This window comes from Halomonas kalidii (assembly GCF_030010475.1).
GTDB lineage: Bacteria > Pseudomonadota > Gammaproteobacteria > Pseudomonadales > Halomonadaceae > Halomonas > Halomonas heilongjiangensis.
Map to the genome: position 1 here is coordinate 103,483 of NZ_JASCQN010000041.1, position 26,330 is coordinate 129,812.

Here is a 26,330-nt window from a genome sequence, read left to right on the forward strand (position 1 = left end):
CCCAAAGTCCGCTGAGGGGTCTGACCCCAAAGGGGAGTTAACGCAGGTGATCGGGGAGGTCGATGCCGGCTTCGTCGTAGTAGCGCACCGCGCCGGGATGCAGGCTGCCGGCGATGTTGCCGATCATGTCGGGGGTGATGCTGCCCCACCAGGGGGACTCCTCGGCCATCGCCTCGCGGCGCTCCCAGAAGGTGCGGGTCAGGGTATAGGCGGTGTCGTCGTCCATGTCGCTGGTGGTGTAGGCGATCACCGGCAGCGAGGTGGTCTGCACATCGGCCTCGATGCCCGCATAGGTGCCCCCCGGGATGGTCTGGCGCGCCGCCCCGGTCTGCTCGATCTGCTCGTCGGTCAGGCTGACCAGGCTGATCGGCATGCTGGCGGCGGTTTCGATCACGTTGGGCGTGGGGAAGGAGCTGGCGGTGACGAAGGCGTCGATCTGGCCGTTCTTCAGCGCATCCGGGCCGCTGCCGATCTCGGCGTTGGCCACCTGCACCTTGTCCATCAGCCCGAACAGCGCCAGGTAACGCTCGGCCTCGCGGGCGCCGAAGGTGCCGCGGCCGATCAGGATGTGCTTGTCTTCCAGGTCGTCCAGCGAGATGACGCCCTCGTCACCGGCCACCACGAAGTGCATGGTGATCGCGGGAATCGGGAAGAGGCCGCGGATCTCCTGGAAGCGCGGGTTCTGGCGTTCGGCGAAGGGGCCCTCGCCGGCCATGGCGCTGTCCACCAGCCCGGGGGGTGTGGTGAAGACATAGTTGCCCTGGCGCGCCATCACTTCCATGACGTTCTGCACCGACCCCTGGCTCTCCTCGAGGGTCAGGACGATATCGCCGTCGGTTCCCCGGCGGATCGCTTCGGAGAGCTCGACGCCCATCTGGTAGTAGGCGGTCCCCGCCGAGGCGGACTTGTAGGTGACGCGGGTCTCGGCCTGGGCGGACAGTGCGGTCGCGCCGATCAGCACGGCGGTGGCCGACGCCAGCAGGGTCCGGGCGAACGGGCGAGTGAAATGGCGCATGGATGACGTCCTCTTGCGTGACCGGCATCACGGGCGATGCCTGTTGTTATGATCGAGTGTGATGAGCAAGCGTGCGATGGCTGCTGGCCATCGTGCCAAAGCCTATAACATGCCATTGCTTCCCGCATTAGACATCGAGGAAATACCCGCCCCTCCCTTCGTCGATGGCGACACCCGGCCGGCCATGACTATGGCATCATCGAGGCGTCGACCACTCGAGCCAGGAGCCACCATGAGCCATATCATCACCCCGGACATCTGCGACGCCCACCCCGAGGTGCGGGTCCTCGATCCGCTCTTCGTCAACTTCGGCGGCCGCGAGGCCTTCTGCGGCCCGATCCGCACCGTCAAGTGCTTCGAGGACAACTCGCTGGTCAAGCAGGCCGTCGGCGAACCCGGCGAGGGCGCGGTGCTGGTGGTGGATGCCGGCGGCTCCCAGCGCTGTGCGATGCTCGGCGACATGCTGGCCGAACAGGCGCTGGAGAACGGCTGGGCCGGCGTGGTGATGTACGGCTGCGTGCGCGACGTCGACGTGCTGGCCGAGACCGAGCTCGGCGTCCAGGCGCTCGGCGCCCACCCGCGCAAGAGCGAGAAGCATGGCGAAGGGCAGCGGGACATCCCGGTGACCTTCGCCGGCGTGACCATGGCCCCGGGCCAGTGGCTCTACGCCGACAACAACGGCATCCTCGTCGCCGACGAGCGGCTGCCGCTGGAAGGCTAAGCATGCCTTGGGGTCAGACCCCTAAGCGAATTTAAGGGTCTGACCCCGACGCTCTCGACTTGCTGGGCTTATCCTGCTGGTGCCACCCTGATGGCATGCGACCCACCATGACACGCTGCCCATGCTGTCCCTGCCACAGCTGAGTCACGCGGTGCAACGCAGCCTGCGCGAGCATCTGCGTCCTCTCGTGGCCTACCACCTGTTCTTCACGATACTGGCCTCGAGCCTGGTACTCCCCGCGGTGGCCTGGACGCTCAGGCGCCTGCTCGGCCAGTTCGGCCGACCGGTGCTGACCAACGCCGAGCTGATCGACATCCTGATGAGCACCGGCGGCGTGCTCTGGCTGCTGGCGGCCATCGGCCTGACCTTCCTGGTGCTCTACCTGCAGCAGGCCGGGATGATCCTGGTGGCGATTCGCCCACGGGACAATCACTACTGGCTCGCCTTCGAGGCACTCTGGGCGACCCTGCGCCGGCTGCCCGCGCTGGCGGGCCTGGTGGTGGTTCAGGTCGGCACCCATCTGTTGCTGCTGATCCCGGTGGCCTTCGCCGTGACCTGGCTCTACGGGGGCTTTCTCGGTGGCCTGGACCCCTACTACGTGCAGCGCGTGAGACCGCCGGCGATGTGGCAGTTCCTCGCCGTCGCCAGCCCGCTGCTGGTGATCTGGGTGGCGCTGGCCGCGACCCTCTACTTCCGCTGGATCCTCGCCCTGCCGCTGGTCGTCCTCGAGAACCTCTCGCCGCTGAAGGCGCTGACACGCAGCCATCACCTGACCCGCAGCCGCCGCCACCACATCGCCGTGGCGGTGATCGCCCTGCTGGTAGTGATCATCGCCCTACCGTTCCTGGCCACCAGCCTGTTCGACCGGATCTTCACGCCGATGCTGTGGTGGCTGCCGGAGCGCAACGCGGTGCTCATCCCGGCCATGTTCGGCTATCTCACCGCCTATGTGCTGGTGACGCTCGCCATCACCTTCGTCGGCATCGCCGCCAACGCCCTGCTCGGTGCCTGCCTCTACCTGCGCCTGGCCCACCGCGAGCCGCGCCCTGCCCCGCCACCGGCGGACGCCCACCCGGGCCGGCTGGCGTGGGGGGTGGAGCTCGGCGTGATCGCCTTCGCCCTCTTCCAGGCCTGGCTGATCGTCAACAGCTTCGAGCTTCGCGACCGGGTCACCAACATCGCCCATCGCGGCAGTTCCCTGGTCGCGCCGGAGAACACCCTGGCGGCGGTGGATCGCGCCGTGGCGGATGGCGCCGATTACGTGGAGATCGATGTCCGGCTCACCGCCGATGGGCAGGCGGTGCTCTACCACGACCGCAGCCTCACCCGGCTCACCGGCGACCCCCGCGACCTGCGCGATCTGGATCGCGAGGAACTGGGTGCCTTCGACGTGGGCAGCTGGTTCGGAGATGCCTACGTCGGCGAGCGGATTCCCGGCCTCGACGAGGCGCTGGCGATGGTGCGCGGCCGCAGCCGCCTGATGATCGACATGAAGCCCGACCAGGGCCGCGAGGTGGCCCTGGTCGAGGCGGTGATCGAGGCCCTGCACCGGGAAGCCGAGGCGCGTACCGCCTGCCTGGATGCCGCCCATGATGCCATCGAGGCCTCGATGTGCGGCGACCCGGACGTGATCGGCGAGACGCGCCTGGCCACCATGTCGCCGTCGCTGGTACCGGAGATCAAGGCGCGGGAGCCCGCCCTCAAGACCACCCTGCTGGCCCAGCTGATCCTGCCCGGCACCCTGGACCGCCGCAGTTTCGATGCCCTGGGGTTGCGCCACAACCGCATCACCGAGAACGAGATCCGTCTCGCCCGCACCCATGGCTACGAGATACACGCCTGGACCATCAACGGCCGAGCGCGGATGTCGCAGCTGATCGACCTCGGCGTGGACGCCATCATCACCGACCGCCCGGAGCTGCTCGGCGAGCTGATCGACGACCGTCGCGAACTCAGCGACGGCGCCCTGCTGCTGGTCAAGCTGCGCAACTGGCTGAGGAACTGACAGAGGGCACCGCCGGATGCCTCGGTGTTGGCCGCCGGGGCGCCTGCGGTGCCGTGCCTTCAGTCCCCCATCACCACCCCTTCGCGGCGCGGGTCGGCACCGCCGAAGAAGCCCTCGTCGGTGACCTGCAGCGCCTGCAGGCCGCTGACCAGTTCGCGCTCGCTGGCCTCATGGCCGCGGGCGTTCAGCGCCTCGAGGGTCGACGCGGGGAAGCGCCCCTCCTCGAGGAACGCCGGCCCGCCCAGGGTGATGGCATGGGGCAGGTCGAGCGCCTCCTGGGCATCGAGGCCCCAGTCGAGCATCGCCACCAGCGACTTGGCGGTGTAGTGGATGATCGCCGCGCCGCCCGGCGAACCGAGGCTCGCCACCAGCTCGCCGCTGTCGCGGTCGAACACCAGGGTCGGGCTCATGCTCGAGCGCGGCCGCTTGCGCGGCTCGACGCGGTTGGCGATGGGATTGCCCTGCTCGTCCTCGGGCTCGAAGGAGAAGTCGGTGAGCTCGTTGTTGAGCAGGTAGCCACCCGCCAGCCCGGTGCCGCCGTCGGCCATGATCCGCGAACCGAAGGCCTGCTCGATGGTGGTGGTCATGGCGATGGCGTTGCCCTGCTCGTCGATGATGCTGATATGGCTGGTGCCGTATTCCGGCTGGGCGGGATGCAGGCCCCAGGCGGTGGACAGCGTCCCGGGGTTGCCCGGTTCGGCCCCACCGTCGCCCAGGCTCTGGTCGCCGACCAGGTCGGCGCGCTTGGCCAGGTACTCGGGGTCGAGCATGCTCGACCAGTCACCCCCGGGGGCGTCGACGAAGGCCGGGTCGGCGATGTACTTGCCGCGATCGGCGAAGGCCAGCCGCGAGGCGTCGAGGAACTGGTGCAGCCAGGCCTCGCCGGGCAGGCCGTCCACCAGCGGCTCCTCCACGGCCGGCAGGTGCTCGAGGATACCCAGGATCTGCATCACGGTCAGGTGGCCGGACGACGGCGGGGGAAAGCCACAGACTCTGTAGGCCTGCCAGTCGGTACACAGCGCTTCGCGCTGCTTGGCCTCGTAGCTCGCCAGGTCCTCCAGGGAGAGCGCGCCGCCGCGCTCCTGGTGCCCCTGGACCCGGGTTACCAGGTCGTTGGCGATGTTGCCGGTGTGCAGAGCCCTGCTGCCGTGCTCGGCGATCTCGCGCAGGATCGCGGCCAGCGCCGGGTTGCGCAGGGTCTCGCCGGCCTCCAGGGGCGCGCCGCCCGGGTAGTAGAAGGCGCCGGCCTGGGAGTCCTGGCGCAGGCGCTCCTCGCCGGCCAGGCTGGTGGCAAGCCGCGGACTGACCGCGAAGCCATCCTCCGCCAGCTGGATGGCGGGGGCGAAGAGCTCGGCCCAGGGCAGCTCGCCGTGCTCCTTGTGAGCCAACTCGAGCATGCGCACCGTGCCGGGCACCCCCACCGAGAGGCCACTGGCGGCGGCATCCAGGAACTCCAGCGGTTCACCTTCCTCGTCGAGGAAGAGGCTTTCGTCCACCGCGCCCGGCGCCATCTCGCGACCGTCGAAGGCGGTGACCTCCTCGCCGTCGAAATGCACCAGGAAGGCCCCGCCGCCGATGCCGCTGGACTGGGGCTCCACCAGGTTCAGCACCATCTGCACGGCGATGGCCGCATCGATGGCGCTGCCCCCCGCCTTGAGCACCTGGTAGCCGGCATCGGTGGCCAGCGGGTTGGCCGCCGCCACCGCGAAGCGCTGGGTCGCCCAGCCGGGCTTCTCCTCGGTCTCGGAGGCCACCTCAGGGGCGATGGCCGGGATGTCGTACTCGAAGGTCTCCTCGGTCTCGGCCTGGGCCGACAGCGGCAGACCGATCATCAGCGCCGCGGTGACCGGCACCAGCACATGGCGGCGGAAGGGGCGGCGGAAGGGCATGGCGAGGGGCGTCATGGGCAACTCTCCTTGTAGTCGTGCGAGTGGGGAGAGTTACAGCATAGGCGAAAACGCATACAAGACGCCCGGCAGACTCTCGTCGGCCGGGCGTGGTCCTGAATCGGGGTCAGACCCCAAAGTCAATTTTGGGGTCTGACCCCACAGGGGACTTAGCCGAGGGTTTCCCCCGCCAGCATGAACCAGGTCTCGAGCACCGCGTCGGGGTTGAGCGAGACCGAGTCGATGCCCTGCTCCATCAGCCACTTGGCGAGATCCGGGTGGTCCGACGGGCCCTGGCCGCAGATGCCGATGTACTTGCCCTGGGCCTTGCACGCCTGGATCGCCATGGCCAGCAGCTTCTTGACCGCCGGGTTCCGCTCGTCGAACAGGTGGGCGACGATGCCGGAGTCCCGGTCGAGGCCCAGGGTGAGCTGGGTCAGGTCGTTGGAGCCGATGGAGAAGCCGTCGAAGTGCTCGAGGAACTCGTCGGCGAGCAGGGCATTGGCCGGCAGCTCGCACATCATGATCACCTTGAGCCCGTTGTCGCCGCGGGCCAGGCCGTTGGCGGCGAGCAGCTCGACCACTTCGCGGGCCTCGTCGGTGGTGCGCACGAAGGGCACCATGATCTGGATGTTGTCCAGGCCCATCTCCTCGCGCACCCGCTTGAGCGCCCGACACTCCAGCTCGAAGCAGGGGCGGAAGGAGTCGGAGATGTAGCGCGCGGCGCCACGGAAGCCGAGCATGGGGTTCTCTTCGCCCGGCTCGTAGAGCTTGCCGCCGATCAGGTTCTCGTACTCGTTGGACTTGAAGTCCGACAGCCGCACGATGACCGGCTGGGGGTGGAAGGCGGCGGCCAGGGTGGAGATGCCCTCGACCAGCTTGTCGACGTAGAAGCCGACCGGGTCGGTGTAGCCCGCGGTACGCAGGTCGATGGTCTGCTGCAGGTCGGCCGGCAGGGTGTCGTACTCGAGCAGCGCCTTGGGGTGCACGCCGATCATGCGGTTGATGATGAACTCGAGGCGTGCCAGGCCGACGCCGGCATTGGGCAGGCCGGCGAAGCCGAAGGCGCGATCCGGGTTGCCCACGTTCATCATGATCTTGAACGGAATCTCGGGCATCGCGTCGACGCTGGTCACCCGACGGTCGAACTCGAGCAGCCCCTCGTAGACGTGGCCGGTGTCGCCCTCGGCGCAGGAGACGGTGACGTCACGGCCCTCGGGGAGCTCCTGGGTGGCGTCGCCACAGCCGACCACGGCGGGAATACCCAGCTCGCGGGCGATGATCGCCGCGTGGCAGGTGCGCCCACCACGGTTGGTGACGATCGCCGAGGCGCGCTTCATGATCGGTTCCCAGTCCGGGTCGGTCATGTCGGTGACCAGCACGTCGCCGGGCTTGACCTTGTCCATGTCGTCCGGCGAGAAGACGACCTTCACGGTGCCGCTGCCGATGCGCTGGCCGATGGCCCGGCCGGCCACCAGGGTGCGCCCCTTCTCCTTGAGCTGGAAGCGCTCGAGCTTGCCGCCCTCCTGCTGGGAGACCACCGTCTCGGGACGCGCCTGGACGATGTAGAGCTGGCCGTCGTCGCCGTCCAGCGCCCATTCGATATCCATGGGACGGCCGTAGTGCTGCTCGATGGTCACCGCCTGACGGGCCAGGGCCATCACCTGGTCGTCGTCGATGCAGAAGCGACCGCGCTCCTTGAGCGGCACCTCCACGGTGGCCACCGACTTGCCGGCACTGGCGTCGTCGGTATAGACCATCTTGATCAGCTTGGAACCCAGGTTGCGGCGCAGCACCGCCGGGCGGCCGGCGGCCAGGGTCGGCTTGTGCACGTAGAACTCGTCGGGGTTCACCGCCCCCTGCACCACTGTCTCGCCGAGCCCCCAGGAGGCGGTGACGAAGACCGCATCGCGGTAGCCGGACTCGGTGTCGAGGGTGAACATGACGCCGGAGGCCCCGGTCTCGGAACGCACCATCTTCTGGATGCCGGCGGAGAGCGCTACGTTCTCGTGGGCGTAGCCGCGGTGCACGCGGTAGGAGATGGCGCGGTCGTTGAACAGCGAGGCGAACACCTCGTGCACGGCTCGCTTGATGTTGTCGAAGCCCTCGATGTTGAGGAAGGTCTCCTGCTGGCCGGCGAAGGAGGCGTCCGGCAGGTCCTCGGCGGTGGCCGAGCTGCGCACCGCGGCCTTGAGGTCGGGGTGCTGGGTGACGAGCTTGTCGTAGGCGGTGCGCAGGTGCTCCTCGAAGGTCGGCGGCAGCGGGGTGTCGATCACCCACTGGCGGATCTCGGCACCGGCCTTGGCCAGCGCGGTGACGTCATCCACGTCCAGGGTGGCGAGCCGCCCGTTGATGCGCTCGTTGAGCCCCTCGTGGGAGAGGAATTCACGGTAGGCGTGGGCCGTGGTGGCGAAACCGCCGGGCACGGTGACACCGGCACCGGCGAGGTTGGAGATCATCTCCCCTAGAGAAGCATTCTTGCCCCCGACCCGTTCGACGTCGTCCATGCCCAACTGATCGAACCACAGAATGTAATCGTCCACGTGACCCCCTTGGCTATCGACGACTTGATGATTCATGCCGGATGTTCTGGTCGAGACACGGGCATGAATGGATGGTCGCGACTCTAACAGCGGCCGGCCATATTCGCCATTGGTCTAACATCGAAGTCACTGGAGGATTTTTACAACAATCGGGGGATTTGCCGGATTCCTGTAGTGGCAAGGGCCGATGGCGCGAAATGTTCTGCCGCTTGTCCACGACCCGGCCAGCATCGACAATGGGCCACCACTTCCGCCCGAGCGACTGGACCGACCATGACCCGTACCGCCTTCTTCATCTCCGACGGCACCGGCATCACCGCCGAGAGCCTGGGCCGCAGCCTGCTGGCCCAGTTCGAGAACGTCGAGATCCGCATGCTCACCAAGCCCTATATCGACTCGGTAGAGAAGGCCCGTGCCCTGGCGGAGGTGATCGAGGCCACGGCCGTCAACGACGGGGAGCAGCCGATCATCATCGATACCATCGTCGACGAGAGTATCCGCGAGGTGATCCGCGGCGCCACCGGGTTCAAGGTCGACATCTTCTCGACCTTCCTCGCGCCCCTGGAGCAGGAGCTGGCCACCCACTCCAGCTACACCGTGGGCCGCACCCACTCCATCGGCAAGGATGAGGTCTATATGGACCGCATCCACTCGGTGCACTTCGCACTGGACAACGACGATGGCGCCCGCACCCACCAGTACGGCAAGGCCGACGTGATCCTGATCGGCGTCTCGCGCTGCGGCAAGACGCCGACCTCGCTCTACCTGGCGCTGCAGTTCGGCATCCGCGCGGCCAACTACCCGCTCACCGAGGACGACCTCGACGAGGACGGCTCCCTCAAGCTGCCCCGCGCCCTGGCGGCCCATCGCCACAAGCTGTTCGGGCTGACCATCGACCCCAGGCGGCTGGCGGCGATCCGCCACGAGCGCCGCCCCAACAGCCGCTACAGCTCCATGGACCAGTGCGTGCAGGAGGTCGGCCAGGCCGAGGGGCTCTACCGCCAGATGCACATCCCCTACATCGACACCACGCGCTTCTCGGTGGAGGAGATCTCCACCCGGATGATCGCCGAGATGGGGCTCACGAGGCGCTTCTCGCCACGCTGAAGCCCCCTGAGGGGTCAGACCCCAAAATCCGCTTAGGGGTCTGACCCCAAAATTTGCTTAGCGCACGACGCCAGCCCCTCTCAGCCGGGCGATGTCGTCCGCGCTGAGGCCCATCTCGGCCAGGATGGCGTCGCTGTCCTGGCCGAGCCGCGGTGGGGCGACCTCGCTGGTGGCGGGCTCGCCGTCGAAGCGCAGCGGGTTGGCGACCTGGGGCACCCCGAGTTCGCCGCGCTGCAGGGTGCGCCGCAGGCCGCGATGGCGCACCTGGGGGTCGTCGAACACCTCGCTGAGGGTATTGATCGGACCGGCGGGAATGCCGCGGGCCTCGAGCTCGGCGAGCCAGTCGTCGCGCCCGCGGGTCGCGAGGATCGCCTGGATCATTCCCGTCAGCACCTCGCGGTTGCCGACCCGGGCGGCGTTGGTGGCATAGGCCGGGTCCTCGGCCCATTCCGGGTGGCCGAGCAGGCTGGCGAAGCGGGCGAACTGGGTGTCGTTGCCCACGGTGACCACCAGGTGGCCGTCGGCACAGGCGAAGGCCTGGTAGGGCACGATGTTGGGGTGGGCGTTGCCGTGGCGCTGCGGCGAGACACCGCTGACCAGGGCGTTGAGCGCCTGGTTGGCGAGGGTGGCCACCTGGACGTCGAGCAGCGCCACGTCGATATGGCGGCCGACGCCGGTGCGCCCGCGCTCGTGCAGTGCCGCGAGCACGCCCACCGCGGCGTAGAGGCCGGTCATGACGTCGGTGATCGCCACGCCGGTCTTCATCGGCATGCCGTCGGGCTCCCCGGAGAGGCTCATCAGCCCGCCCATGGCCTGGATCATGAAGTCGTAGCCGGCGCGGTGGGCGTAGGGGCCGTCCTGGCCGAAGCCGGTGATCGAGCAGCCGATCAGCCGCGGGTTGAGCGCGTGCAGGCTGGCGTAGTCGAGCCCGTACTTGGCCAGGCCGCCGACCTTGAAGTTCTCCAGCAGGATATCGGCGCCCTTCGCCAGCTGGCGGACCAGCCGCTGCCCCTCTTCCGTGGCGATATCCACGGCCAGCGACCGCTTGCCGCGGTTGGCGCACAGGAAGTAGGCCGCCACCCGCTCGGCATCGCCGCCCCGCGCGAGGTCTTCGGCCAGCCAGGGGGGGCCCCAGCCGCGGGTGTCGTCGCCGCGCTCGGGGTGCTCGATCTTGATCACCCGGGCGCCCAGGTCGGCAAGCAGTTGGCCGGCCCAGGGCCCGGCCAGCACCCGCGAGAGATCCAGCACCACCACGCCCGACAGGGGTCCACTCATGGTGTCGCTCCTGATCGATGCGCCGCGGGGCTCAATTGGCGAAGGCCTGGATGCCGGTCTGGGCCCGCCCCAGGATCAGGGCGTGCACGTCGTGGGTGCCCTCGTAGGTGTTCACGGCTTCCAGGTTCATCATGTGGCGGATCACGTGGTACTCGTCACTGATGCCGTTGCCGCCGTGCATGTCGCGGGCCACGCGGGCGATGTCCAGCGCCTTGCCGCAGTTGTTGCGCTTGATCAGCGAGATCGCCTCGGGCACCAGCTGGCCGTCGTCGATCATGCGGCCGACCCGCAGACTGGCCTGCAGCCCCAGGGCGATCTCGGTCTGCATGTCGGCGAGCTTCTTCTGGATCAGCTGGTTGGCGGCCAGCGGACGACCGAACTGCTTGCGGTCCAGGGTGTACTGGCGGGCCGCGTGCCAGCACGCCTCGGCGGCGCCCATGCTGCCCCAGGCAATGCCGTAGCGCGCCCGGTTGAGGCACGAGAACGGCCCCTTGAGGCCCTGGACGCCGGGCAGGCGCTGCTCGTCTCCGACCTCCACGTCCTGGATGGCGATCTGCCCGGTGATCGAGGCACGCAGGCTGAACTTGCCCTCGATCTTGGGTGCGGAAAGCCCGGCCATGCCCTTCTCGAGGATGAAGCCGCGGATGACGCCCTCGTCGTCGCGGGCCCAGACCACGAAGACGTCGGCGATGGGCGAGTTGGTGATCCAGGTCTTGGTGCCGTTGAGGCGCCAGCCGCTCTCGGTGCGGGTGGCGCGGGTGCTCATGCCGCCCGGGTCGGAGCCGTGGTCCGGCTCGGTGAGCCCGAAGCAGCCCACCCACTCGCCGGTGGCCAGCTTGGGCAGGTACTTCTCGCGCTGGGCGTCGCTGCCGAAGGCGTGGATCGGGTACATCACCAGGCTCGACTGCACGCTCATGGCGCTGCGGTAGCCGGAGTCGACGCGCTCGACCTCGCGGGCGATCAGACCGTAGCTGACGTAATTCAGGCCGGCACAGCCGTAGCCGTCGATGGTGGCGCCGAGCAGCCCCAGTTCGCCCATCTCGCTCATGATCTCGCGGTCGAAGTGCTCGTGGCGGTTGGCCTCGAGCACGCGCGGCAGGAGCTTCTCCTGGCAGTAGTCGTAAGCGGTCTGGTGGACCATGCGCTCGTCTTCGCTGAGCTGGTCGACCAGGCGGAGGGGGTCTTCCCAGGTAACGGGGGTGATCTGGCTCATGGGGGTCTCCGGGCAGTGAGGGCGTGATGTGAGTCGTCGACCAAAATGTCAACGTTTTCATCAAATGTAGATTAAAGCAACGACAATGACAACCCCCTGGACAGGACACCAACGTAAACGGGCACCCGAGGGTGCCCGTTTCGCGGCGCCCTGCCAAAGGCCAGGGCAAAGCCGATTTTGGGGTCAGACCCCTAAGCGGATTTTGGGGTCTGACCCCAAGGCGGGGTTAGGATTTATCCTCGCCGGCGCGGTAGAGGGTCTGGATGCTGGAGAAGTCCAGGCCGCCGTTGCCCTGGGCGCTGTGCAGGGCGAAGAGGTTGCGTGCCTGGGAGCCCATGGGCACGGTGGACTTCGAGCCCAGTGCCAGTTCCCAGGCCAGGCCGAGGTCCTTGGCCATCAGGTCGGTGAGGAAGCCGCCCTGGTAGTCGCGGGAGGCCGCCGACCCCTCCATCACCCCGGGCCAGGGGTTGTAGACGTTGAGCGCCCAGTTGCCGCCGCTGCTCTGCTTCATGATCTCGGAGAGCACCGCGGGGTCCAGGCCGTTCTTGACGCCCAGCGCCAGCGCCTCGGCGGTGCCGCTCATCAGGATGCCGAGCAGCATGTTGTTGCAGATCTTGGCCACCTGCCCCGCGCCGGTCTCGCCGGCATGGAAGATGTTCTTGCCCATGGTCTCGAGCACCGGCTTCGCTTGCGCGTACCCCTCCACCGACCCACCGACGATAAAGGTCAGGGTGCCGGCCTTGGCGCCCCCCACCCCGCCGGAGACCGGGGCGTCGAGATAGGTCAGGCCACGCTCGGCGGCGGCGGCCCCGACGATGCGGGCGTCCTCGGGCGAGATGGTCGAGGCGTCGATGATCAGCGGCTTGCCCAGCAGGGCGTCGAGCAGCCCCGGCGCCCCGTCACGGCCCAGGTAGAGCCCGCGAACATGGGCGCCGGCCGGCAGCATGGAGATGACCACCTCGACGCCACGGGTGGCGGCCGCGGCGCTCTCGGCGCGTGTCGCGCCCTCGGCTTCCAGGGCCTGGATGGCGCTCTCGACCAGGTCGAAGACACAGACCCGGTGGCCGGCCTTGACCAGGTTGGTGGCCATGGGCGCGCCCATGTTGCCGAGGCCGATAAAGGCGATGTTCATGGCGTTGCTCCCGAGTTCATTGTGGCGTGTTCGTTATGAAGTGTAGGGGTCCGGCCGCGCGTCAGCCGATGCGATGTCCCGTGCCGAGGTCGCGCAGCGGATGCGCCGCGTCGGACCACAGCGGCGTCATCAGCGCCAGGATGTCTTCTTCGGGGACGCTGGCCGCGTCGGCATGCCGCCAGCGAGGGGCCTTGTCCTTGTCGATCAGCAGGGCGCGCACGCCCTCGACCAGCTCGCCCCGGCGGCAGCACTGCACCGAGAGGCTCAGCTCGTCGCGGAAGGCGTCGGCCAGACTGGTGTGGGCGTGGCGCTCGAGCATGCGCCACACCAGTTGGGCGCTCATCGGACAGCCGGCCTCGAGTCGCGCCCGGTTGGCGGCCAGCCAGGCGTCGTCGGTCTCGTCGCGCAGGATGCGCCTGACGGCGGTGGCGGCATCCACATGCCCGACCAGCGACTGGAGATGATCGAGATGCGGCCATACCTGGCCGGCGGGGGCCTGGGAGCGATCCTCCATGTCGTTGAGCACCGCCTGGACGCCGGCGCGCAGGTCGCGGGGCGTGCGCTGGCCGTAGTCGGCCTCCTCCAGGGCGCCGAGCAGCGCCTCGCGGCGCACGCGGGGGACGAAGCGGTCGGCCATGCCCAGGTCGAGGGCGTCGCGGGCATTGAGCTGGGCACCGGTGAGCCCCAGGTAGGCCCCCACGCCGCGCGGCATGCGGCCCAGGAACCAACTGGCGCCGATGTCGGGATAGAGGCCGATGGTGATCTCGGGCATGGCGATGCGGGTGGTCTCGGTGACCAGGCGGTGGAAGCCGCCCGCCATCAGGCCGAGCCCGCCGCCCATGACGATGCCGTCGCCCCACACCAGCAGCGGCTTGGGGTAGGTATGGATGCGGTAGTCGAGTTGATACTCGGCGCTGAAGTAGGTCTCGGCGAAGACACTGTCGCGGCCGGCGCCGCGGTTCTCGCCCTCCTCGGTCATCGAGCGGTAGAGCGCCACGACGTCGCCGCCGGCACAGAACGCCTTGTCGCCGGCGCCCTCGAGCCATACCGCCACCACGCTGCGATCCACCGCCCAGGCCTCGAGCTTGGCCTCGAGCTGGCGGATCATCTCCAGCGACAGGGCATTGAGCGACTTCGCGGCGTTGAGGGTGGCGACTCCGATGCGCCCGCCGTCACGGGTCGGCAGCTCGTCGAAGATCACTGCAAGATCCGACATTTCCGTTGTTCTCCTGTTGGCTATTGAAGCGACTCGACGACGCCGTCGGCCAGCAGCCGGCGGGCGACGATCACGCGCATGATCTCGTTGGTTCCCTCGAGGATCTGGTGCACCCGGGTGTCGCGCACCATGCGTTCCAGGGGAAACTCCTTGAGGTAACCGTAGCCGCCGTGGAGCTGCAGGGCCTCGTTGCAGACGGTGAAGCCCATGTCGGTGGCGAAGCGCTTGGCCATGGCACAGTGAGCCGTGGCCTCGGGATCGCCCTGGTCGAGCCGCCAGGCGGCCTGACGCACCATCAGCCGCGCCGCGACGAGTTCGGTGGCCATGTCGGCGAGCTTGAACTGCAGCGCCTGGAAGCTCGACAGCTCACGGCCGAACTGCTTGCGCTCGCCGAGGTAGTTGCGGGCCAGGGTGAGGGCGTGCTGGGCCGCGCCCAGGGAGCAGCTGGCGATGTTGAGGCGGCCACCGTCGAGCCCCTTCATGGCCAGCTTGAAGCCCTCGCCCTCGGCGCCCAGGCGATTGCCCACCGGCACGCGCACGCCATCGAAACTGACCAGGCGGGTCGGCTGGCTCTTCCAGCCCATCTTCTCCTCGTTCTTGCCGTAGCCGATGCCCTCGGCATCGGCCGGCACCAGGATCGCCGAGATACCCCCCGCCCCACTGTCGGGCTCGCCGGTGCGCGCCATGACCACCAGCACGTCGTTGGCACCGGCACCGGAGATGAACATCTTCGAGCCGCTGATCACATAGTCATCCCCCTCCCTCACCGCCCGGGTCCTGAGGCTGGCGGCGTCGGAGCCCGCGCCCGGCTCGGTGAGACAGTAGCAGCCCAGACACTCGCCACTGATCAGGCGATCGACCCACTGCTCGCGCAGCGCCTCGCTGCCCCAGCTGGCGACCATCCAGGCGACCATGTTGTGGATGGTAAGATAGGCGGTGGTCGAGATGCAGCCCTGGGAGAGTTGCTCGAAGATCAGCGAGGCATCCAGGCGCGAGAGCCCCAGGCCACCGCGCTCTTCGGGAATGTAGATGCCGAGGAACCCGGCCTCCCCGGCTCGGCGAATGACGTCGACTGGAAAATGCGAGGTCGCGTCCCACTCGGCGGCATGATCGGCCAACTCGACCCTGGCGAAGTCGGCGGCCGCCTGGCTCAACGCCTTCTGATCATCGGTCAGGGAAAAGTCCATGAAGGTATCCTCGTCTCGGCAGTGTGGGGGGGTGGCGTGCGTCGTCATCGTTGCGTGCCGGCCTAGCAACCAACCTAGCACTTGCTAGGTTTATCACACATCACCCCATGGTCGACAAGCACTTTACGTTAACGTAAACCTCGGCTAGTGTAGCGGGTATATGGCGGCGGCGGCGCCCCTGCCCGCCAATATAAAGGAAAACACCCATGAGCAAGCGCACAGCGGACGCTATGGAGCCGCCCAACGGCGGCCTGACCCGACAGCGTCGTACCTATACGATCGGCGAACTGGCCCGGCTGTTCGAGGTGACGCCACGGACCATCCGCTTCTACGAGCAGGAAGGCCTGCTGGCGCCGGAACGCCGCGGCCAGACCCGCATCTACCACGAGAAGGATCGGGTACGCCTCAAGTTGACGCTGCGCGGCAAGCGGCTGGGGTTCTCGCTGGCCGAGATCCGCGAGGTGGTGGAGATGTACGACGCCATGCCCGACGGCAATGCGCGTCAGCTCAAGCGCCTGCTCGAGATCCTCGCCGACAAGCGGGCCAACCTGGAGCGCCAGCTGGAGGACATTCGCCTGATGCACCGCGAGCTCGACGATGTGGAGAGCCGCGCCCGCGATGTCCTGGCCAGCCTGGAGACGGAGTCGACCGGCAGCTGACGCTCTTGCACCACTATTGCAACAACAAGAGACGGGAAAACATGACACGCCAATACACTCCGACCAGCTACGTCAGTGGCATCAGCGACACCCCCCTGAAGGGCCAGACCATCGGCGACTGCTTCGACGACACCGTCGCCCGCTTCCCCGACCGCGACGCCCTGCTCAGCCTTCACCAGGGGCTGCGCTACACCTGGGCCGAGCTGCAGCTGGCGGTGGATCGGGCGGCCCGCGCCCTGCTGGCGGTGGGCGTGAGCAAGGGGGAGCGGGTCGGTATCTGGTCGCCCAACTGCGCCGAGTGGGCCATCACCCAGTTCGCCACCGCGAAGATCGGCGCCATCCTGGTCAACATCAACCCCAGCTACCGTACCCACGAACTGGAGTATGCCCTCAAGCAGTCCGGCGCCTCGACGCTGATCCTGCAGGGCGCCTTCAAGACCTCCGACTATGTGGCCACGCTGGCAGAGCTGGCCCCGGAGCTCAAGAACGAGCTGGCCCCGGAGCTCAAGAGCGAGCTGGCCCCGGGCACCCTCTCCTGTGCCATGCTGCCGGAGCTCAAGCGGGTGGTCTGCCTCGACGCCGACCGCGCGCTTCCCGGCATGTTCAGCTGGCAGGGGCTGCTGGCCCACGCCGACGAGGTCGCCGCCGACCACCTGGCCGATGTCCAGGCCAGCCTGCAGTTCGACGACCCGATCAACATCCAGTACACCTCCGGCACCACCGGCGCCCCCAAGGGCGCGACGCTGTCGCACCACAACATCCTCAACAACGGCTTCTTCGTCGCCCGTACCATGGGCTTCAGCGAACAGGACCGGCTGGTGATCCCGGTGCCGCTCTACCACTGCTTCGGCATGGTGATGGGCAACCTCGGCTGCATGACCCACGGCGCCACCATGATCTATCCCGGTGACGGTTTCGACCCGGAAGCGACCCTGCGCGCCGTGGCCGAGGAGCAGGCCACCGCCCTCTACGGCGTGCCGACCATGTTCATCGCCGAGCTCGAGCACCCCGACTTCGAGAGCTACGACCTCTCCAGCCTGCGCACCGGCATCATGGCCGGCTCGATCTGCCCCATCGAGGTGATGCGCAAGGTGATCGAACGCATGCACATGCAGGACGTCACCATCTGCTACGGCATGACCGAGACCAGCCCGGTGAGCTTCCAGACCCAGACCGATGCCCCGCTGGAGAAGCGCGTGACCACGGTGGGCACCATCCACCCCCACCTGGAGGTCAAGCTGGTCAGCCCCGAGACCGGCGCCGTAGTGCCCCGCGGCGAGACCGGCGAGCTGTGCACCCGCGGCTACAGCGTGATGCTCGGCTACTGGGAAAACGAGGAGGCCACCGCCAGGTCCATCGACGGCGCCGGCTGGATGCATACCGGCGATCTCGCCACCATGGACGAGGAGGGCTATGTGGCCATCGTCGGCCGCATCAAGGACATGATCATTCGCGGCGGCGAGAACATCTATCCGCGCGAGATCGAGGACTTCCTCTACACCCACCCGGCGATCTCCGACGTCCAGGTGATCGGCGTGCCCGACGAGAAGTACGGCGAGGAGGTGATGGCCTGGGTCAAGCTGAGCGAGGGCGAGTCCCTCACCGCCGACGAGCTCAAGGACTTCTGCAAGGGCAAGATCGCCCACTACAAGGTCCCGCGCTACGTGAAGTTCGTCGACGAGTTCCCGATGACCGTCACCGGCAAGATCCAGAAGTTCAAGATGCGCGAGGAAGCCACCCACGAGCTGGGGCTGGCCTGACGCAATGGGGTCTCCCCACGAATTTCTCGATGATGGCGGCACATTCGCCGAATAAAGGCGCCGAGGCCCGCCCCTAGGGGGTCAGACCCCAGCCGAGTTGCCAGGCTTGCCATCGTGCACGTGGCGAGCGGATTCGACACCGCCGGGGTCTGACCCCCTAGGGCCTCCCAGCGCTGGCGGCGGCCGCTCTGGGATCTGCCCCCTGAGAGGGAATCACCCCGACCCGGGCGGCTGTCGCCCTGTGCCCTGCTCCCCCGCCTACAACCCCTTCGGCGCGAAGATCCCCGGGGCGTTGCGCCAGTAGCCCTTGTAGTCCATGCCGAAACCGAAGACGTAGCGGTCGACCACCTCCAGGCTGCAGTAGTCGGCCTTGAGCCCGGGCACCGCCTTGCGCGCGTGCTGCTTGTCGACCAGCACCGCGGTGGCGATGCTCGCCGCCCCGGCCTCGCGGCAGTAGTCGAGGATGGCGGCGAGCGTCGCGCCCTCGTCGAGGATGTCGTCGACGATCACCACGTGCCGACCCGCCATGGGGATCTCCGGCGAGACGCGCCAGAACAGCTCGCCGCCGCGCAGGCCGCCGCGGTAGCGGGTGGCGTGCAGGTAGTCGACCTCGAGCGGGAAGCCGAGCCGGGTCAACAGGTGGCCGGTGGTGATCAGGCCGCCGTTCATCACGCAGTAGAAGACCGGCAGCTTGTCGCCGAGGTCGCGGGTGATCTCGTCGGCCATGCGGTCCAGGGCACGCTCGACCTCGTCCTGGGAGATCAGGCAGTCGGCATTGTCCATGATGTCGCGCATGTCGGAGAGCGACTGGTGAACATCGGCGTCGAGTTTGGGCATCGGATATCGGCTCGCGGTCGGCGTGTGGAGGTAGAACTGTCGGGGAGCCACCAGGGCGCCTGGCCTCAGTGGGCCGCCATGGCTTCCAGGCGGGCATGCACGCGGCGCCAGCGGGAGAGCGCCCCCAGGGCGGCGAGGTCGGGCCGGGCGCGGCCGTAGCGCAGCTTGAGCAGGCGCCGGGAGACTCTCCCCTGGCAGGCATCGAGCACTTCCAGCGCCGCGGCGCGGTCGTTGCACACCAGCAGCATGTCGCAGCCGGCGGCCAGGGCCGCCTGGGCGCGCTCGGCGGGGGATCCGGCCGTATGGGCACCGGCCATGCTCAGGTCGTCGGAGAAGATCACGCCCTTGAACCCCAGGCTCTCGCGCAGCATCCCCAGCCAGGCCCGGGAGAAACCGGCCGGGCGAGGATCGAAGGCGGAATAGACCACATGGGCCGGCATCACCGCGTCGAGGCGTGAGGCCAGCGCGGCGAAGGGCACCAGGTCGTGGCGGCGCAGCTCGTCGAGCGGTCGCTCGTCCACCGGCAGCGCGTGGTGGGAGTCGGCCGCCACCCCGCCGTGGCCCGGGAAGTGCTTGGCCACCGCCACCATGCCGGCCTCGTGCAACCCCGCGACGAAGGCGCCCCCCATCGCCGCCACGGCCTGGGGATCGGCGGAGAAGCTGCGATCGCCGATCACCGTGGAGAGCCCGCCGTCGACGTCCAGCACCGGAGCGAAACTGAGATCGAGGCCACAGGCCGCCATCTCCATGCCGAGCAACCAGCCGGTGTCCTGGCAGAGGCGAACGGTCACCTCCGGCAGCGCGGGGAAGTCGCGCCCCAGCCGCCCCATGGCGGGCAGACGGGTGACCCCGTCGCGCAGGCGCTGCACCCGCCCCCCCTCCTGGTCGATCGCCAGCAGCAGTTCGGGACGGACCCGGCGGATCTCGCTGCACAGCGCGCGGACCTGGTCAGCCGACTCGGTGTTGCGGGCGAACAGGATCACGCCGCCGACCTCCGGGCGCGCGAGCAGTTCGCGCTCGTCGCGTGTCAGGCGAGGCCCTTCCAGATCCAGCATCACCGGGCCGAGGGTCTGGGTCATGGTCGTGCTCCTTGGCGTGGAAGGGGGCAGATTCTAGACCAAAGTCACCCGCCGGGACAGCCGCGGCGGGTGGCTCAGCCAAGGGTATTGCAGGCCGCCCTCCTCATCGACCTGTACCCGGCGCCCCTCGTCAAGTCCAACTGCGATTGTCCTGGAGGCTCCGCTCAATCGTGCAGCCACACCGGCGTGCCGGGGACGGCCAGCGCGAAGACGGCCAGCAGGTCGGCATCGCGCAGGCGGATGCAGCCGTGGGAGCGGGCCTCGCCCATGGGCTGGTCGGGCGGTGTGCCGTGCAGATAGATATAGCGGCGCTGGGAGTCGACGTCACCCCCGCGGTTGTGGCCGGGCTCGAGGCCGCACAGCCAGAGGATACGGGTCAGGATCCAGTCGCGCCCCGGGTGGCCGGCGGCCAGCGCCGGCGAGAACACCTCGCCGGTGGGACGACGACCGCGGAACACGGCGCCGGGCGGCTCGCCGGCTCCGATGGCGGCGCGCACGTAGTGCCAGCCCAGTGGGGTCTGGCCGCTGCCCTCGCGCTGCCCGGTGCCGGCGGCCCCGGTGGAGACCGGGTAGTCGGCCAGTGGCTCGCGCTCGCGCCACACCACCAGCCGCTGAGCGGTGGTATCGATCTCGAGCCAGTGGCCCCGCGCGGGAGGCAGATCGTCGAGCCGCGGGGTGCGCATCAGCTCGCCTCGGCCCTGGGCTGGGCGGGCTCGGGCAGCGGCGCGTTCATCGCCGCCACCACCACGGGACGCAGGCGACGGATCAGATCACGCACCGAGGTATGCTCGCCGTAGTCCTTCTCGGCGATATCGCGCAGCGCATCGAGCCCCGAGAGGGTGAAGATGACGGTACCCAGCACGAAGTGCAGCCGCCAGAAGCGTTCGACATCGGGCAGGTCCGGGGTGGCCAGGCGCACCAGCTCGCTGAAGCGGGTGAAGACGCTGCCGTACTCCTCCTGGATATGGCGGCGCAGGTGGCCCTGGGCCTGGCTGTAGGCGAGCCCGAGCAGCCGCATGAACACCTTGAGGCTGTTGCGCTCGGCCGGCACCTCGAGCACGGTGCGGGCCATGGTCTCGAGCAGCACCTCGAGGGGGATCACCTGCCCCGCATAGTGGGCCTCGAGCTCGTCCAGGGCGAGGTGGAAGCGCTCGGTGAAGGGGTCCAGATAACGGGAGAAGACGGCCTGGATCAACGACTTCTTGGAGCCGAAATGGTAGTTGACAGCCGCCAGGTTGACCCTGGCCTTGCTGGTGATGTTGCGCAGCGACGTTTCGGCGAAGCCGCGCTCAGCGAACAGCACCTCGGCCGTATCGAGGATCCGCGTGACGGTATCGGTCTGGGCCATGAGCGATGACATCCTGATTGGAAACAGTTGTTTTAAACGTAACAGGATTGTACGTCAGCCAAGCCCTCCCCCTCAACGCTAAACCGACCAGCGGTGTTTCAAACGCATCCCGGGATTGCCGGCCTTTTACTGGATGAACTTCCATGCTGTATACTTGACCAATGCCAGGATGATCCGGACTCCCGATCGCCCCCCACCGCCACCCGGAGGCCGTATGACACGCCCCCTGACCCCGCGCCAGCAGAACGTCCACGACTTCATCGTCAAGACCATCAGCGAGCTGGGCTACCCGCCGACCCGTGCCGAGATCGCCCGGGCCTTGGGCTTCCGCTCCCCCAACGCCGCCGAGGAGCACCTGCGGGCCCTGGAGCGCAAGGGGGTGATCCGCATGATTCCCGGCACCTCCCGTGGCATCCGCCTGCCCGCCCAGGAGCCCGAGGCCCCCGAAGGTGACACGACCGCCCCCCAGGGGTTGCCGATCATCGGCGAGGTGGCCGCGGGTAGTCCGATCCTGGCCGCCGAGCATATCGATCGTTACTGCCCGCTGCCTCCGGAGTTCTTCACTCCCCGCGCCGACTATCTGCTCAAGGTGCGCGGCCTGTCGATGAAGGACGTGGGCATCCTCGAGGGCGATCTGCTCGCCGTGCACCGCACCGACCGGGTACGCGACGGCCAGATCGTAGTCGCACGCCTCGAGGACGAGGTGACGGTGAAGCGCTTCCACCGTCACGGCCATCGGGTCACGCTCGCGGCCGAGAACGCCGACTTCGCCCCCATCGTGGTCGACCTGCGCCAGCATGAGCTGGAGATCGAGGGTATCGGGGTTGGGGTGATCCGCGGTGGTAATGGCCAGGCCCTCGGCTGAGCGCAAGATCCTGCACGCCGACTGCGACTGCTTCTACGCCGCGGTGGAGATGCGCGACGATCCGAGCCTGCGCGACATCCCGCTGGCGATCGGCGGTAGCCGCGAGAAGCGCGGGGTGATCGCCACCTGCAACTACCCGGCCCGGGCGTTCGGCATCCATTCGGCGATGCCCACCGCCCGGGCGCTGCGGCTCTGTCCGCAGCTGACCCTGCTGCCCGGCGACTTCGAGCGTTACCGCGAGGTCTCGCGCCGGATCCAGGCGATCTTCCACGAGCTCACGCCCCTGGTGGAGCCGCTCTCGCTGGACGAGGCCTTCCTCGACGTCACCGCGGTCGAGCGCTTCTCCGGCAGCGCCACCTGGATGGCCCGCTGGCTCAAGCAGGAGTGCCTGGCCCGCACCGGCATCACCGTCTCGGTGGGCGCGGCACCCTCGAAGTTCCTGGCCAAGATCGCCAGCGACTGGGACAAGCCCGACGGCCTCACGGTGATCCCGCCGGCGCGGGTCGACGACTTCGTCAGGTCCCTGCCGGTCAAGAAGCTGCACGGCGTCGGGCCGGCCACCGGGGCGCGGCTCGATGCCCTGGGCATCGCCACCTGCGAGGAGCTGCGCGAGCTACCGCTGGAGCGCCTGCTCGAGGAGTTCGGCAAGTTCGGGCGGCGGCTGTTCGAACTCTCCCGCGGTATCGACGAGCGCGAGGTGCGCGTCGAACGGGAGCGCAAGTCGATCAGCGCGGAGACCACCTTCGAGCGCGACCTGCCGGACCTGGCGAGCTGCCGGTCCGCCCTGGCATCGCTGTGCGAACGCCTCGAGGCGCGCCTGGCCCGCCACGGCCACCCACCGCTGGCGGGGATCTTCGTCAAGGTGCGCTTCGACGACTTCAGTCTCACCACCCTGGAGCACCGCGGCCTGTTGCCCACGCCGGAGAGCTATGCCCGCCTGCTCGAGCAGGCCTGGGCCAGGGGCCACCGCCCGGTGCGGCTGCTCGGCGTCGGCGCCCGCCTGGTGCCCGAGGCCCAGCGGCGCCAGCTGGTCCTGCCCATCGAGTGAGCCCCTGGGGAAACTGGCGCCGACCCAGGCTACTTGGTATCGATATAGCGGTGGTCGTTGAAGGTCGCCACCCAGTCGGGGTGGTAGACCAGCAGGATGCTCAGCAGCATCCCGGTGATGAAGGCCTCGGAGGGCATCAGCAGCGGCAGGAAGCGGGCATACTCGAGCGCCTGATGCATGACCTCGGGGTCATTGGCCCCCAGGGCCATCAGGCCCACCGCCGAGAGCCCCGCCGCCAAGGTGGCGAGCGCGGTGCCGAAGAAGCCGCAGACGAACAGGAAGACCATCAGGTGGTCCGGCAGCCGCCGGTCGACGAGCCGCCAGACCAGCACCATCACCAGCGCCGGGACCACCCCGGTGACCAGCAGGTTGACGCCGAGCAATGGCCAGGCGACCCGGCCCAGCACGACCATCGCCAGGTTGACCAGCAGACAGGAGAGCAGCGCCAGCGGTGCCTTGAACACCAGGGTCAGCAGGGCCGTGAACATCAGGTGCAGGGTCAGCCAGTCCACCGCCTGGGCGCGCAGCTGCCACAACAGCGTGACGGCCACGGTGGCCGCCAGCCAGCGATGCTGCAGGGCGTGGTCGGCGAGCAGGGCCCGCCAGGGGCGCTGGGCCAGCGCCAGGCCGACCACCCCCAGCGCCACCAGGGAGGCGACCAGCAGCAGCCAGGGCGAAATCACGAGTGCTGCGAATGTCATCGCGGCCCTCCGTCAGGCGAACACCACCGTCTTGTTGCCGTGTATCAGTACCCGGTCCTCCAGGTGCCAGCGCAGCCCGCGCGCGAGCACCGCCTTCTCCACGTCGCGGCCGAAGCGCACCAGGTCACCCGGCGTGTGGCAGTGGCTGACCCGGTGGATGTCCTGCTCGATGATCGGGCCGGCGTCCAGTTCCTCGGTGACGTAGTGGCAGGTGGCACCGATCAGCTTGACGCCGCGCTCATGGGCCTGGTGATACGGCTTGGCCCCGGCGAAGGAGGGCAGGAAGCTGTGGTGGATGTTGATCACCCGGCCGGCATAGCGCTCACAGAGCGCCGGCGGCAGGATCTGCATGTAGCGGGCCAGCACCACGCTGTCGGCACTCGCCTCCTCGACCCGGCGCTGCACCTCGGCGAAGGCGCCGGTCTTGTCACCGGGGGGCACCGGCACGTGGTGGTAGGGGATGCCGTGCCACTCCACCAGGCCGCGCTGATCCTCGTGATTGGAGATCACGCAGGGGATGTCGCAGTCGAGTTCGCCGGCCGTCCAGCGGTAGAGCAGGTCCACCAGGCAGTGGGACTCCCGGGAGACCATCAGCACCACCCGCGGCCGGCGCCGGGTATCGGTCAGGGCCCACTGCATCTCGAACTCTCGTGCCACCGGGGCGAACGCCTCGCGCAGGGCCGCCGCGTCCATCCCGATGGAGTCGGCGAGGATCTCGTAGCGCATGAAGAAACGGCCGGCCTGCAGGTCGGAGTGCTGGCTGGCCTCGGTGATCGAGCCGCCGTGACCGGCGATGAAGCCGGAGACCCGGGAGACGATCCCCACGCGGTCGGGGCAGGAAACCACCAGGCGATAATAGTGTGACATCGAATGACCGTCGCTGGCTGAACACAATCGGGAAGAGGACGGCATTGTAACGAAAGCGGCGGCCGCCGGCACGGCCCCTTCGTTGTGACCCCTGGCGGCGATCCCGTATAGTGAAGTGCATACTTTCCACGGTTTGCACCCTCCCGATGCCCCAGCCTCGTGTCCAGATTCGCCCTCGCCGCCGCCCTCCCCTGCACTTCCTGCCCCTCGGCGGCTGCGGCGAGATCGGCATGAACCTGAGCCTCTATGGCGTCGAGTCGCACTGGATCGCGGTGGACTGCGGCATGATGATCCGCCAGGACCTGCCCGACAGCCCGCTGCAGGTTCCCAACCTGGACACCCTGGTGAGGCTCGGCATCACCCCCAAGGCGCTGATCATCACCCATGGGCACGAGGACCATATCGGTGCGGCCGCCTGGCTATGGCCGACCTGGGGATGCCCGATCCACGCCACCCCACTGGCCGCGGGCCTGCTGCGCCTCAAGTTCGCCGCGCGTGGCCTCGCCACCGATGCCATCCGGGTCATCGAGCCGGGCGAGGCCCTGGAGTGCGGCCCCTTTACCCTGCGCTACCTGCCGCTGACCCACTCGATTCCCGAGAGCTGCGCACTGCTGGTCGCCACCGGCGACCACCGGGTGCTGCACACCGGCGACTGGAAGCTCGATCCCGAGCCGCTGATCGGCGCACCGGTGTCCGCCTCGACCTTCCGGGCCATCGCGCCGGTGGACCTGGTGGTGGGCGACTCGACCAATGCACCGCTGCCCGGCCATTCGCGCAGCGAGGGCGAGGTCGCCGTGGCCCTGGAACGCGCCATCGCCCGTTGCGAGGGACGCGTGGTGGTCTCCTGCTTCGCCAGCAACCTGGCCCGGGTGCTGGCCATCGGCCGCGCCGCCCAGCGCTGTGGCCGGCGGGTCAGCCTGATGGGACGTGCCATGGAGCGCATGGTGGGGGTGGCCCGCGGGCTCGGCTACCTCGACGACTTCCCGCCGCTGGTGCCGGTGAGCGACCTGGGCTATCTGCCGGCGCAGGAGGTGCTGGTGATCGCCACCGGCAGCCAGGGCGAGCCCCGCGCCGCGCTGCATCGCCTGGCCCGGGGGCGCCATCCGACCTTCGAGCTGGGCCACGGCGACAGCGTGATCTTCTCGGCCAAGGCGATCCCCGGCAACGAGCTGCTGATCCAGCGGCTCAAGGCGGGCCTCGAGCACCTCGGCGTCGCGCTGCTCGACGAATTCAATCACCCCGAACTGCACGCCTCCGGACACCCGGCCCAGGACGAACTGCGCACCTTCTACGGCTGGGTGAAGCCCGGGCACCTGCTGCCGGTGCATGGCGAGCCCCGCCACCAGCAGGCCCACCAGGCACTGGCCGAGACGCTGGGCATCCGCGCGCCCTTGATCCCGGCCAACGGCGACCTGATTCGCCTGGATGGCGACGGCCTGATCCTGGAGGCCCGCCACCCGCAGCCGCCCTGCATCGTCAGTCAGGACGCGGTGACGCCGCTAGCCGGCCTGGCCGGCGAGACGAATCGCGCACGCCATGGCAGCCTCTACCTGGCACTTTCGGTCACCGCCACCGAAGCGCGCGGCTGGACACGCATCGGCCGACTGATGCTCGATGCGAGCGAAACCGGCCACCTCGATGAGGACGCCTTCACCGACTGGCTCGACATGCAACTGCTGGAGCTGCATGCCGAGACCCTGGCCGAGCTGCGCCTGGCACTGCAGCCGAAACTGCTGGCCTGGTTCGCCGATCACCTGCGCCGCGTCCCGGCAATTCACCTGCAGATCCTGGCGGTGGAGGCCCCCAGCCTGAGCGACCTCGACTGAGCGTGCCGACGCCCGGTCCCCACCTGACGCCCTGAAATGC

22 protein-coding genes are annotated in these 26,330 nt (G+C 68.6%); 8 read left to right on the forward strand and 14 right to left on the reverse strand.

Features of this window, described 5'->3' with window-relative positions; all coding sequences use genetic code 11:
• Positions 1 to 37: 37 nt before the first annotated feature.
• Positions 38 to 1,015, reverse strand: a complete 978-nt coding sequence (locus QLQ85_RS12970) for a TAXI family TRAP transporter solute-binding subunit (protein WP_282739378.1) — start codon at positions 1,013 to 1,015, stop codon at positions 38 to 40.
• A gap of 232 nt (positions 1,016 to 1,247) precedes the next feature.
• Here QLQ85_RS12970 and rraA point away from each other — a divergent pair, with 232 nt between their 5' ends.
• A complete protein-coding gene (rraA, locus tag QLQ85_RS12975; RefSeq protein WP_282739379.1) occupies positions 1,248 to 1,736 on the forward strand; it encodes a ribonuclease E activity regulator RraA in 489 nt (162 codons plus the stop codon).
• 121 nt (positions 1,737 to 1,857) lie between these two features.
• Positions 1,858 to 3,741: a glycerophosphodiester phosphodiesterase family protein gene (locus QLQ85_RS12980; protein ID WP_282739380.1), complete on the forward strand. Its 1,884-nt coding sequence runs from the start codon at positions 1,858 to 1,860 to the stop codon at positions 3,739 to 3,741.
• 59 nt (positions 3,742 to 3,800) lie between these two features.
• On the opposite strand, the gene ggt is transcribed toward QLQ85_RS12980, so the two are convergent.
• Both ggt and ppsA read right to left on the reverse strand, forming a co-directional pair.
• Positions 3,801 to 5,573: a gamma-glutamyltransferase gene (gene ggt / locus QLQ85_RS12985; RefSeq protein WP_282739503.1), complete on the reverse strand. Its 1,773-nt coding sequence runs from the start codon at positions 5,571 to 5,573 to the stop codon at positions 3,801 to 3,803.
• Positions 5,574 to 5,797: 224 nt separating this feature from the next.
• On the reverse strand, positions 5,798 to 8,170 hold the full coding sequence (gene ppsA, locus QLQ85_RS12990; RefSeq protein ID WP_282739381.1) for a phosphoenolpyruvate synthase: 2,373 nt from the start codon (positions 8,168 to 8,170) through the stop codon (positions 5,798 to 5,800).
• 273 nt (positions 8,171 to 8,443) lie between these two features.
• On the opposite strand from ppsA, the gene ppsR reads away from it, so the two are divergent.
• Positions 8,444 to 9,277 carry a posphoenolpyruvate synthetase regulatory kinase/phosphorylase PpsR gene (gene ppsR, locus QLQ85_RS12995; RefSeq protein ID WP_282739382.1) on the forward strand — a complete coding sequence of 278 codons (834 nt, stop codon included), beginning with the start codon at positions 8,444 to 8,446 and terminating at the stop codon, positions 9,275 to 9,277.
• 57 nt (positions 9,278 to 9,334) lie between these two features.
• Here ppsR and QLQ85_RS13000 read toward each other — a convergent pair whose 3' ends face one another.
• The 5 genes from QLQ85_RS13000 to QLQ85_RS13020 form a co-directional block, all read right to left on the reverse strand.
• Entirely contained in the window at positions 9,335 to 10,552 is a 1,218-nt protein-coding gene (locus QLQ85_RS13000) for a CaiB/BaiF CoA transferase family protein (protein ID WP_282739383.1), read from the reverse strand.
• Positions 10,553 to 10,583: 31 nt separating this feature from the next.
• Complete coding sequence (locus QLQ85_RS13005; RefSeq protein WP_282739384.1) at positions 10,584 to 11,765, reverse strand: acyl-CoA dehydrogenase; 1,182 nt, start codon at positions 11,763 to 11,765, stop codon at positions 10,584 to 10,586.
• A 226-nt stretch (positions 11,766 to 11,991) separates the two neighbouring features.
• Positions 11,992 to 12,897 carry a 3-hydroxyisobutyrate dehydrogenase gene (mmsB, locus tag QLQ85_RS13010; protein WP_282739385.1) on the reverse strand — a complete coding sequence of 302 codons (906 nt, stop codon included), beginning with the start codon at positions 12,895 to 12,897 and terminating at the stop codon, positions 11,992 to 11,994.
• A 61-nt stretch (positions 12,898 to 12,958) separates the two neighbouring features.
• On the reverse strand, positions 12,959 to 14,113 hold the full coding sequence (locus QLQ85_RS13015; RefSeq protein WP_282739386.1) for an enoyl-CoA hydratase/isomerase family protein: 1,155 nt from the start codon (positions 14,111 to 14,113) through the stop codon (positions 12,959 to 12,961).
• 20 nt (positions 14,114 to 14,133) lie between these two features.
• Positions 14,134 to 15,300, reverse strand: a complete 1,167-nt coding sequence (locus tag QLQ85_RS13020; protein WP_282739387.1) for an acyl-CoA dehydrogenase family protein — start codon at positions 15,298 to 15,300, stop codon at positions 14,134 to 14,136.
• A 206-nt stretch (positions 15,301 to 15,506) separates the two neighbouring features.
• Between QLQ85_RS13020 and QLQ85_RS13025 the strand changes: the two genes are divergently transcribed.
• Both QLQ85_RS13025 and QLQ85_RS13030 read left to right on the forward strand, forming a co-directional pair.
• Positions 15,507 to 15,959: a MerR family transcriptional regulator gene (locus tag QLQ85_RS13025; RefSeq protein ID WP_205738659.1), complete on the forward strand. Its 453-nt coding sequence runs from the start codon at positions 15,507 to 15,509 to the stop codon at positions 15,957 to 15,959.
• A 41-nt stretch (positions 15,960 to 16,000) separates the two neighbouring features.
• Positions 16,001 to 17,719, forward strand: a complete 1,719-nt coding sequence (locus QLQ85_RS13030; protein WP_282739388.1) for an AMP-binding protein — start codon at positions 16,001 to 16,003, stop codon at positions 17,717 to 17,719.
• Positions 17,720 to 17,977: 258 nt separating this feature from the next.
• Here QLQ85_RS13030 and QLQ85_RS13035 read toward each other — a convergent pair whose 3' ends face one another.
• The 4 genes from QLQ85_RS13035 to QLQ85_RS13050 all read right to left on the reverse strand — a co-directional run bounded on the left by QLQ85_RS13035 (position 17,978) and on the right by QLQ85_RS13050 (position 20,983).
• On the reverse strand, positions 17,978 to 18,556 hold the full coding sequence (locus QLQ85_RS13035; protein WP_282739389.1) for a hypoxanthine-guanine phosphoribosyltransferase: 579 nt from the start codon (positions 18,554 to 18,556) through the stop codon (positions 17,978 to 17,980).
• Between the two features lie 65 nt (positions 18,557 to 18,621).
• Positions 18,622 to 19,635 carry a beta-N-acetylhexosaminidase gene (nagZ, locus tag QLQ85_RS13040; RefSeq protein WP_282739390.1) on the reverse strand — a complete coding sequence of 338 codons (1,014 nt, stop codon included), beginning with the start codon at positions 19,633 to 19,635 and terminating at the stop codon, positions 18,622 to 18,624.
• Between the two features lie 164 nt (positions 19,636 to 19,799).
• Positions 19,800 to 20,318, reverse strand: coding sequence for a L,D-transpeptidase (locus QLQ85_RS13045; RefSeq protein ID WP_282739391.1), 519 nt, complete (start codon positions 20,316 to 20,318; stop codon positions 19,800 to 19,802).
• On the reverse strand, positions 20,318 to 20,983 hold the full coding sequence (locus QLQ85_RS13050) for a TetR/AcrR family transcriptional regulator (protein WP_102627980.1): 666 nt from the start codon (positions 20,981 to 20,983) through the stop codon (positions 20,318 to 20,320). Before QLQ85_RS13050 ends, QLQ85_RS13045 begins: the two co-directional genes overlap by 1 nt.
• A 214-nt stretch (positions 20,984 to 21,197) precedes the next feature.
• Here QLQ85_RS13050 and lexA point away from each other — a divergent pair, with 214 nt between their 5' ends.
• On the forward strand, positions 21,198 to 21,848 hold the full coding sequence (gene lexA / locus QLQ85_RS13055; RefSeq protein WP_282739392.1) for a transcriptional repressor LexA: 651 nt from the start codon (positions 21,198 to 21,200) through the stop codon (positions 21,846 to 21,848).
• On the forward strand, positions 21,829 to 22,896 hold the full coding sequence (gene dinB, locus QLQ85_RS13060) for a DNA polymerase IV (protein WP_282739393.1): 1,068 nt from the start codon (positions 21,829 to 21,831) through the stop codon (positions 22,894 to 22,896). The genes lexA and dinB overlap by 20 nt, the downstream gene beginning before the upstream one ends.
• Positions 22,897 to 22,925: 29 nt before the next feature.
• On the opposite strand, the gene QLQ85_RS13065 is transcribed toward dinB, so the two are convergent.
• Both QLQ85_RS13065 and purU read right to left on the reverse strand, forming a co-directional pair.
• Entirely contained in the window at positions 22,926 to 23,597 is a 672-nt protein-coding gene (locus tag QLQ85_RS13065; RefSeq protein WP_282739394.1) for an energy-coupling factor ABC transporter permease, read from the reverse strand.
• A 12-nt stretch (positions 23,598 to 23,609) separates the two neighbouring features.
• Positions 23,610 to 24,464, reverse strand: coding sequence for a formyltetrahydrofolate deformylase (gene purU, locus QLQ85_RS13070; RefSeq protein ID WP_282739395.1), 855 nt, complete (start codon positions 24,462 to 24,464; stop codon positions 23,610 to 23,612).
• Between the two features lie 230 nt (positions 24,465 to 24,694).
• Between purU and QLQ85_RS13075 the strand changes: the two genes are divergently transcribed.
• A complete protein-coding gene (locus QLQ85_RS13075; protein ID WP_282739504.1) occupies positions 24,695 to 26,290 on the forward strand; it encodes a ribonuclease J in 1,596 nt (531 codons plus the stop codon).
• Positions 26,291 to 26,330: the final 40 nt, after the last annotated feature.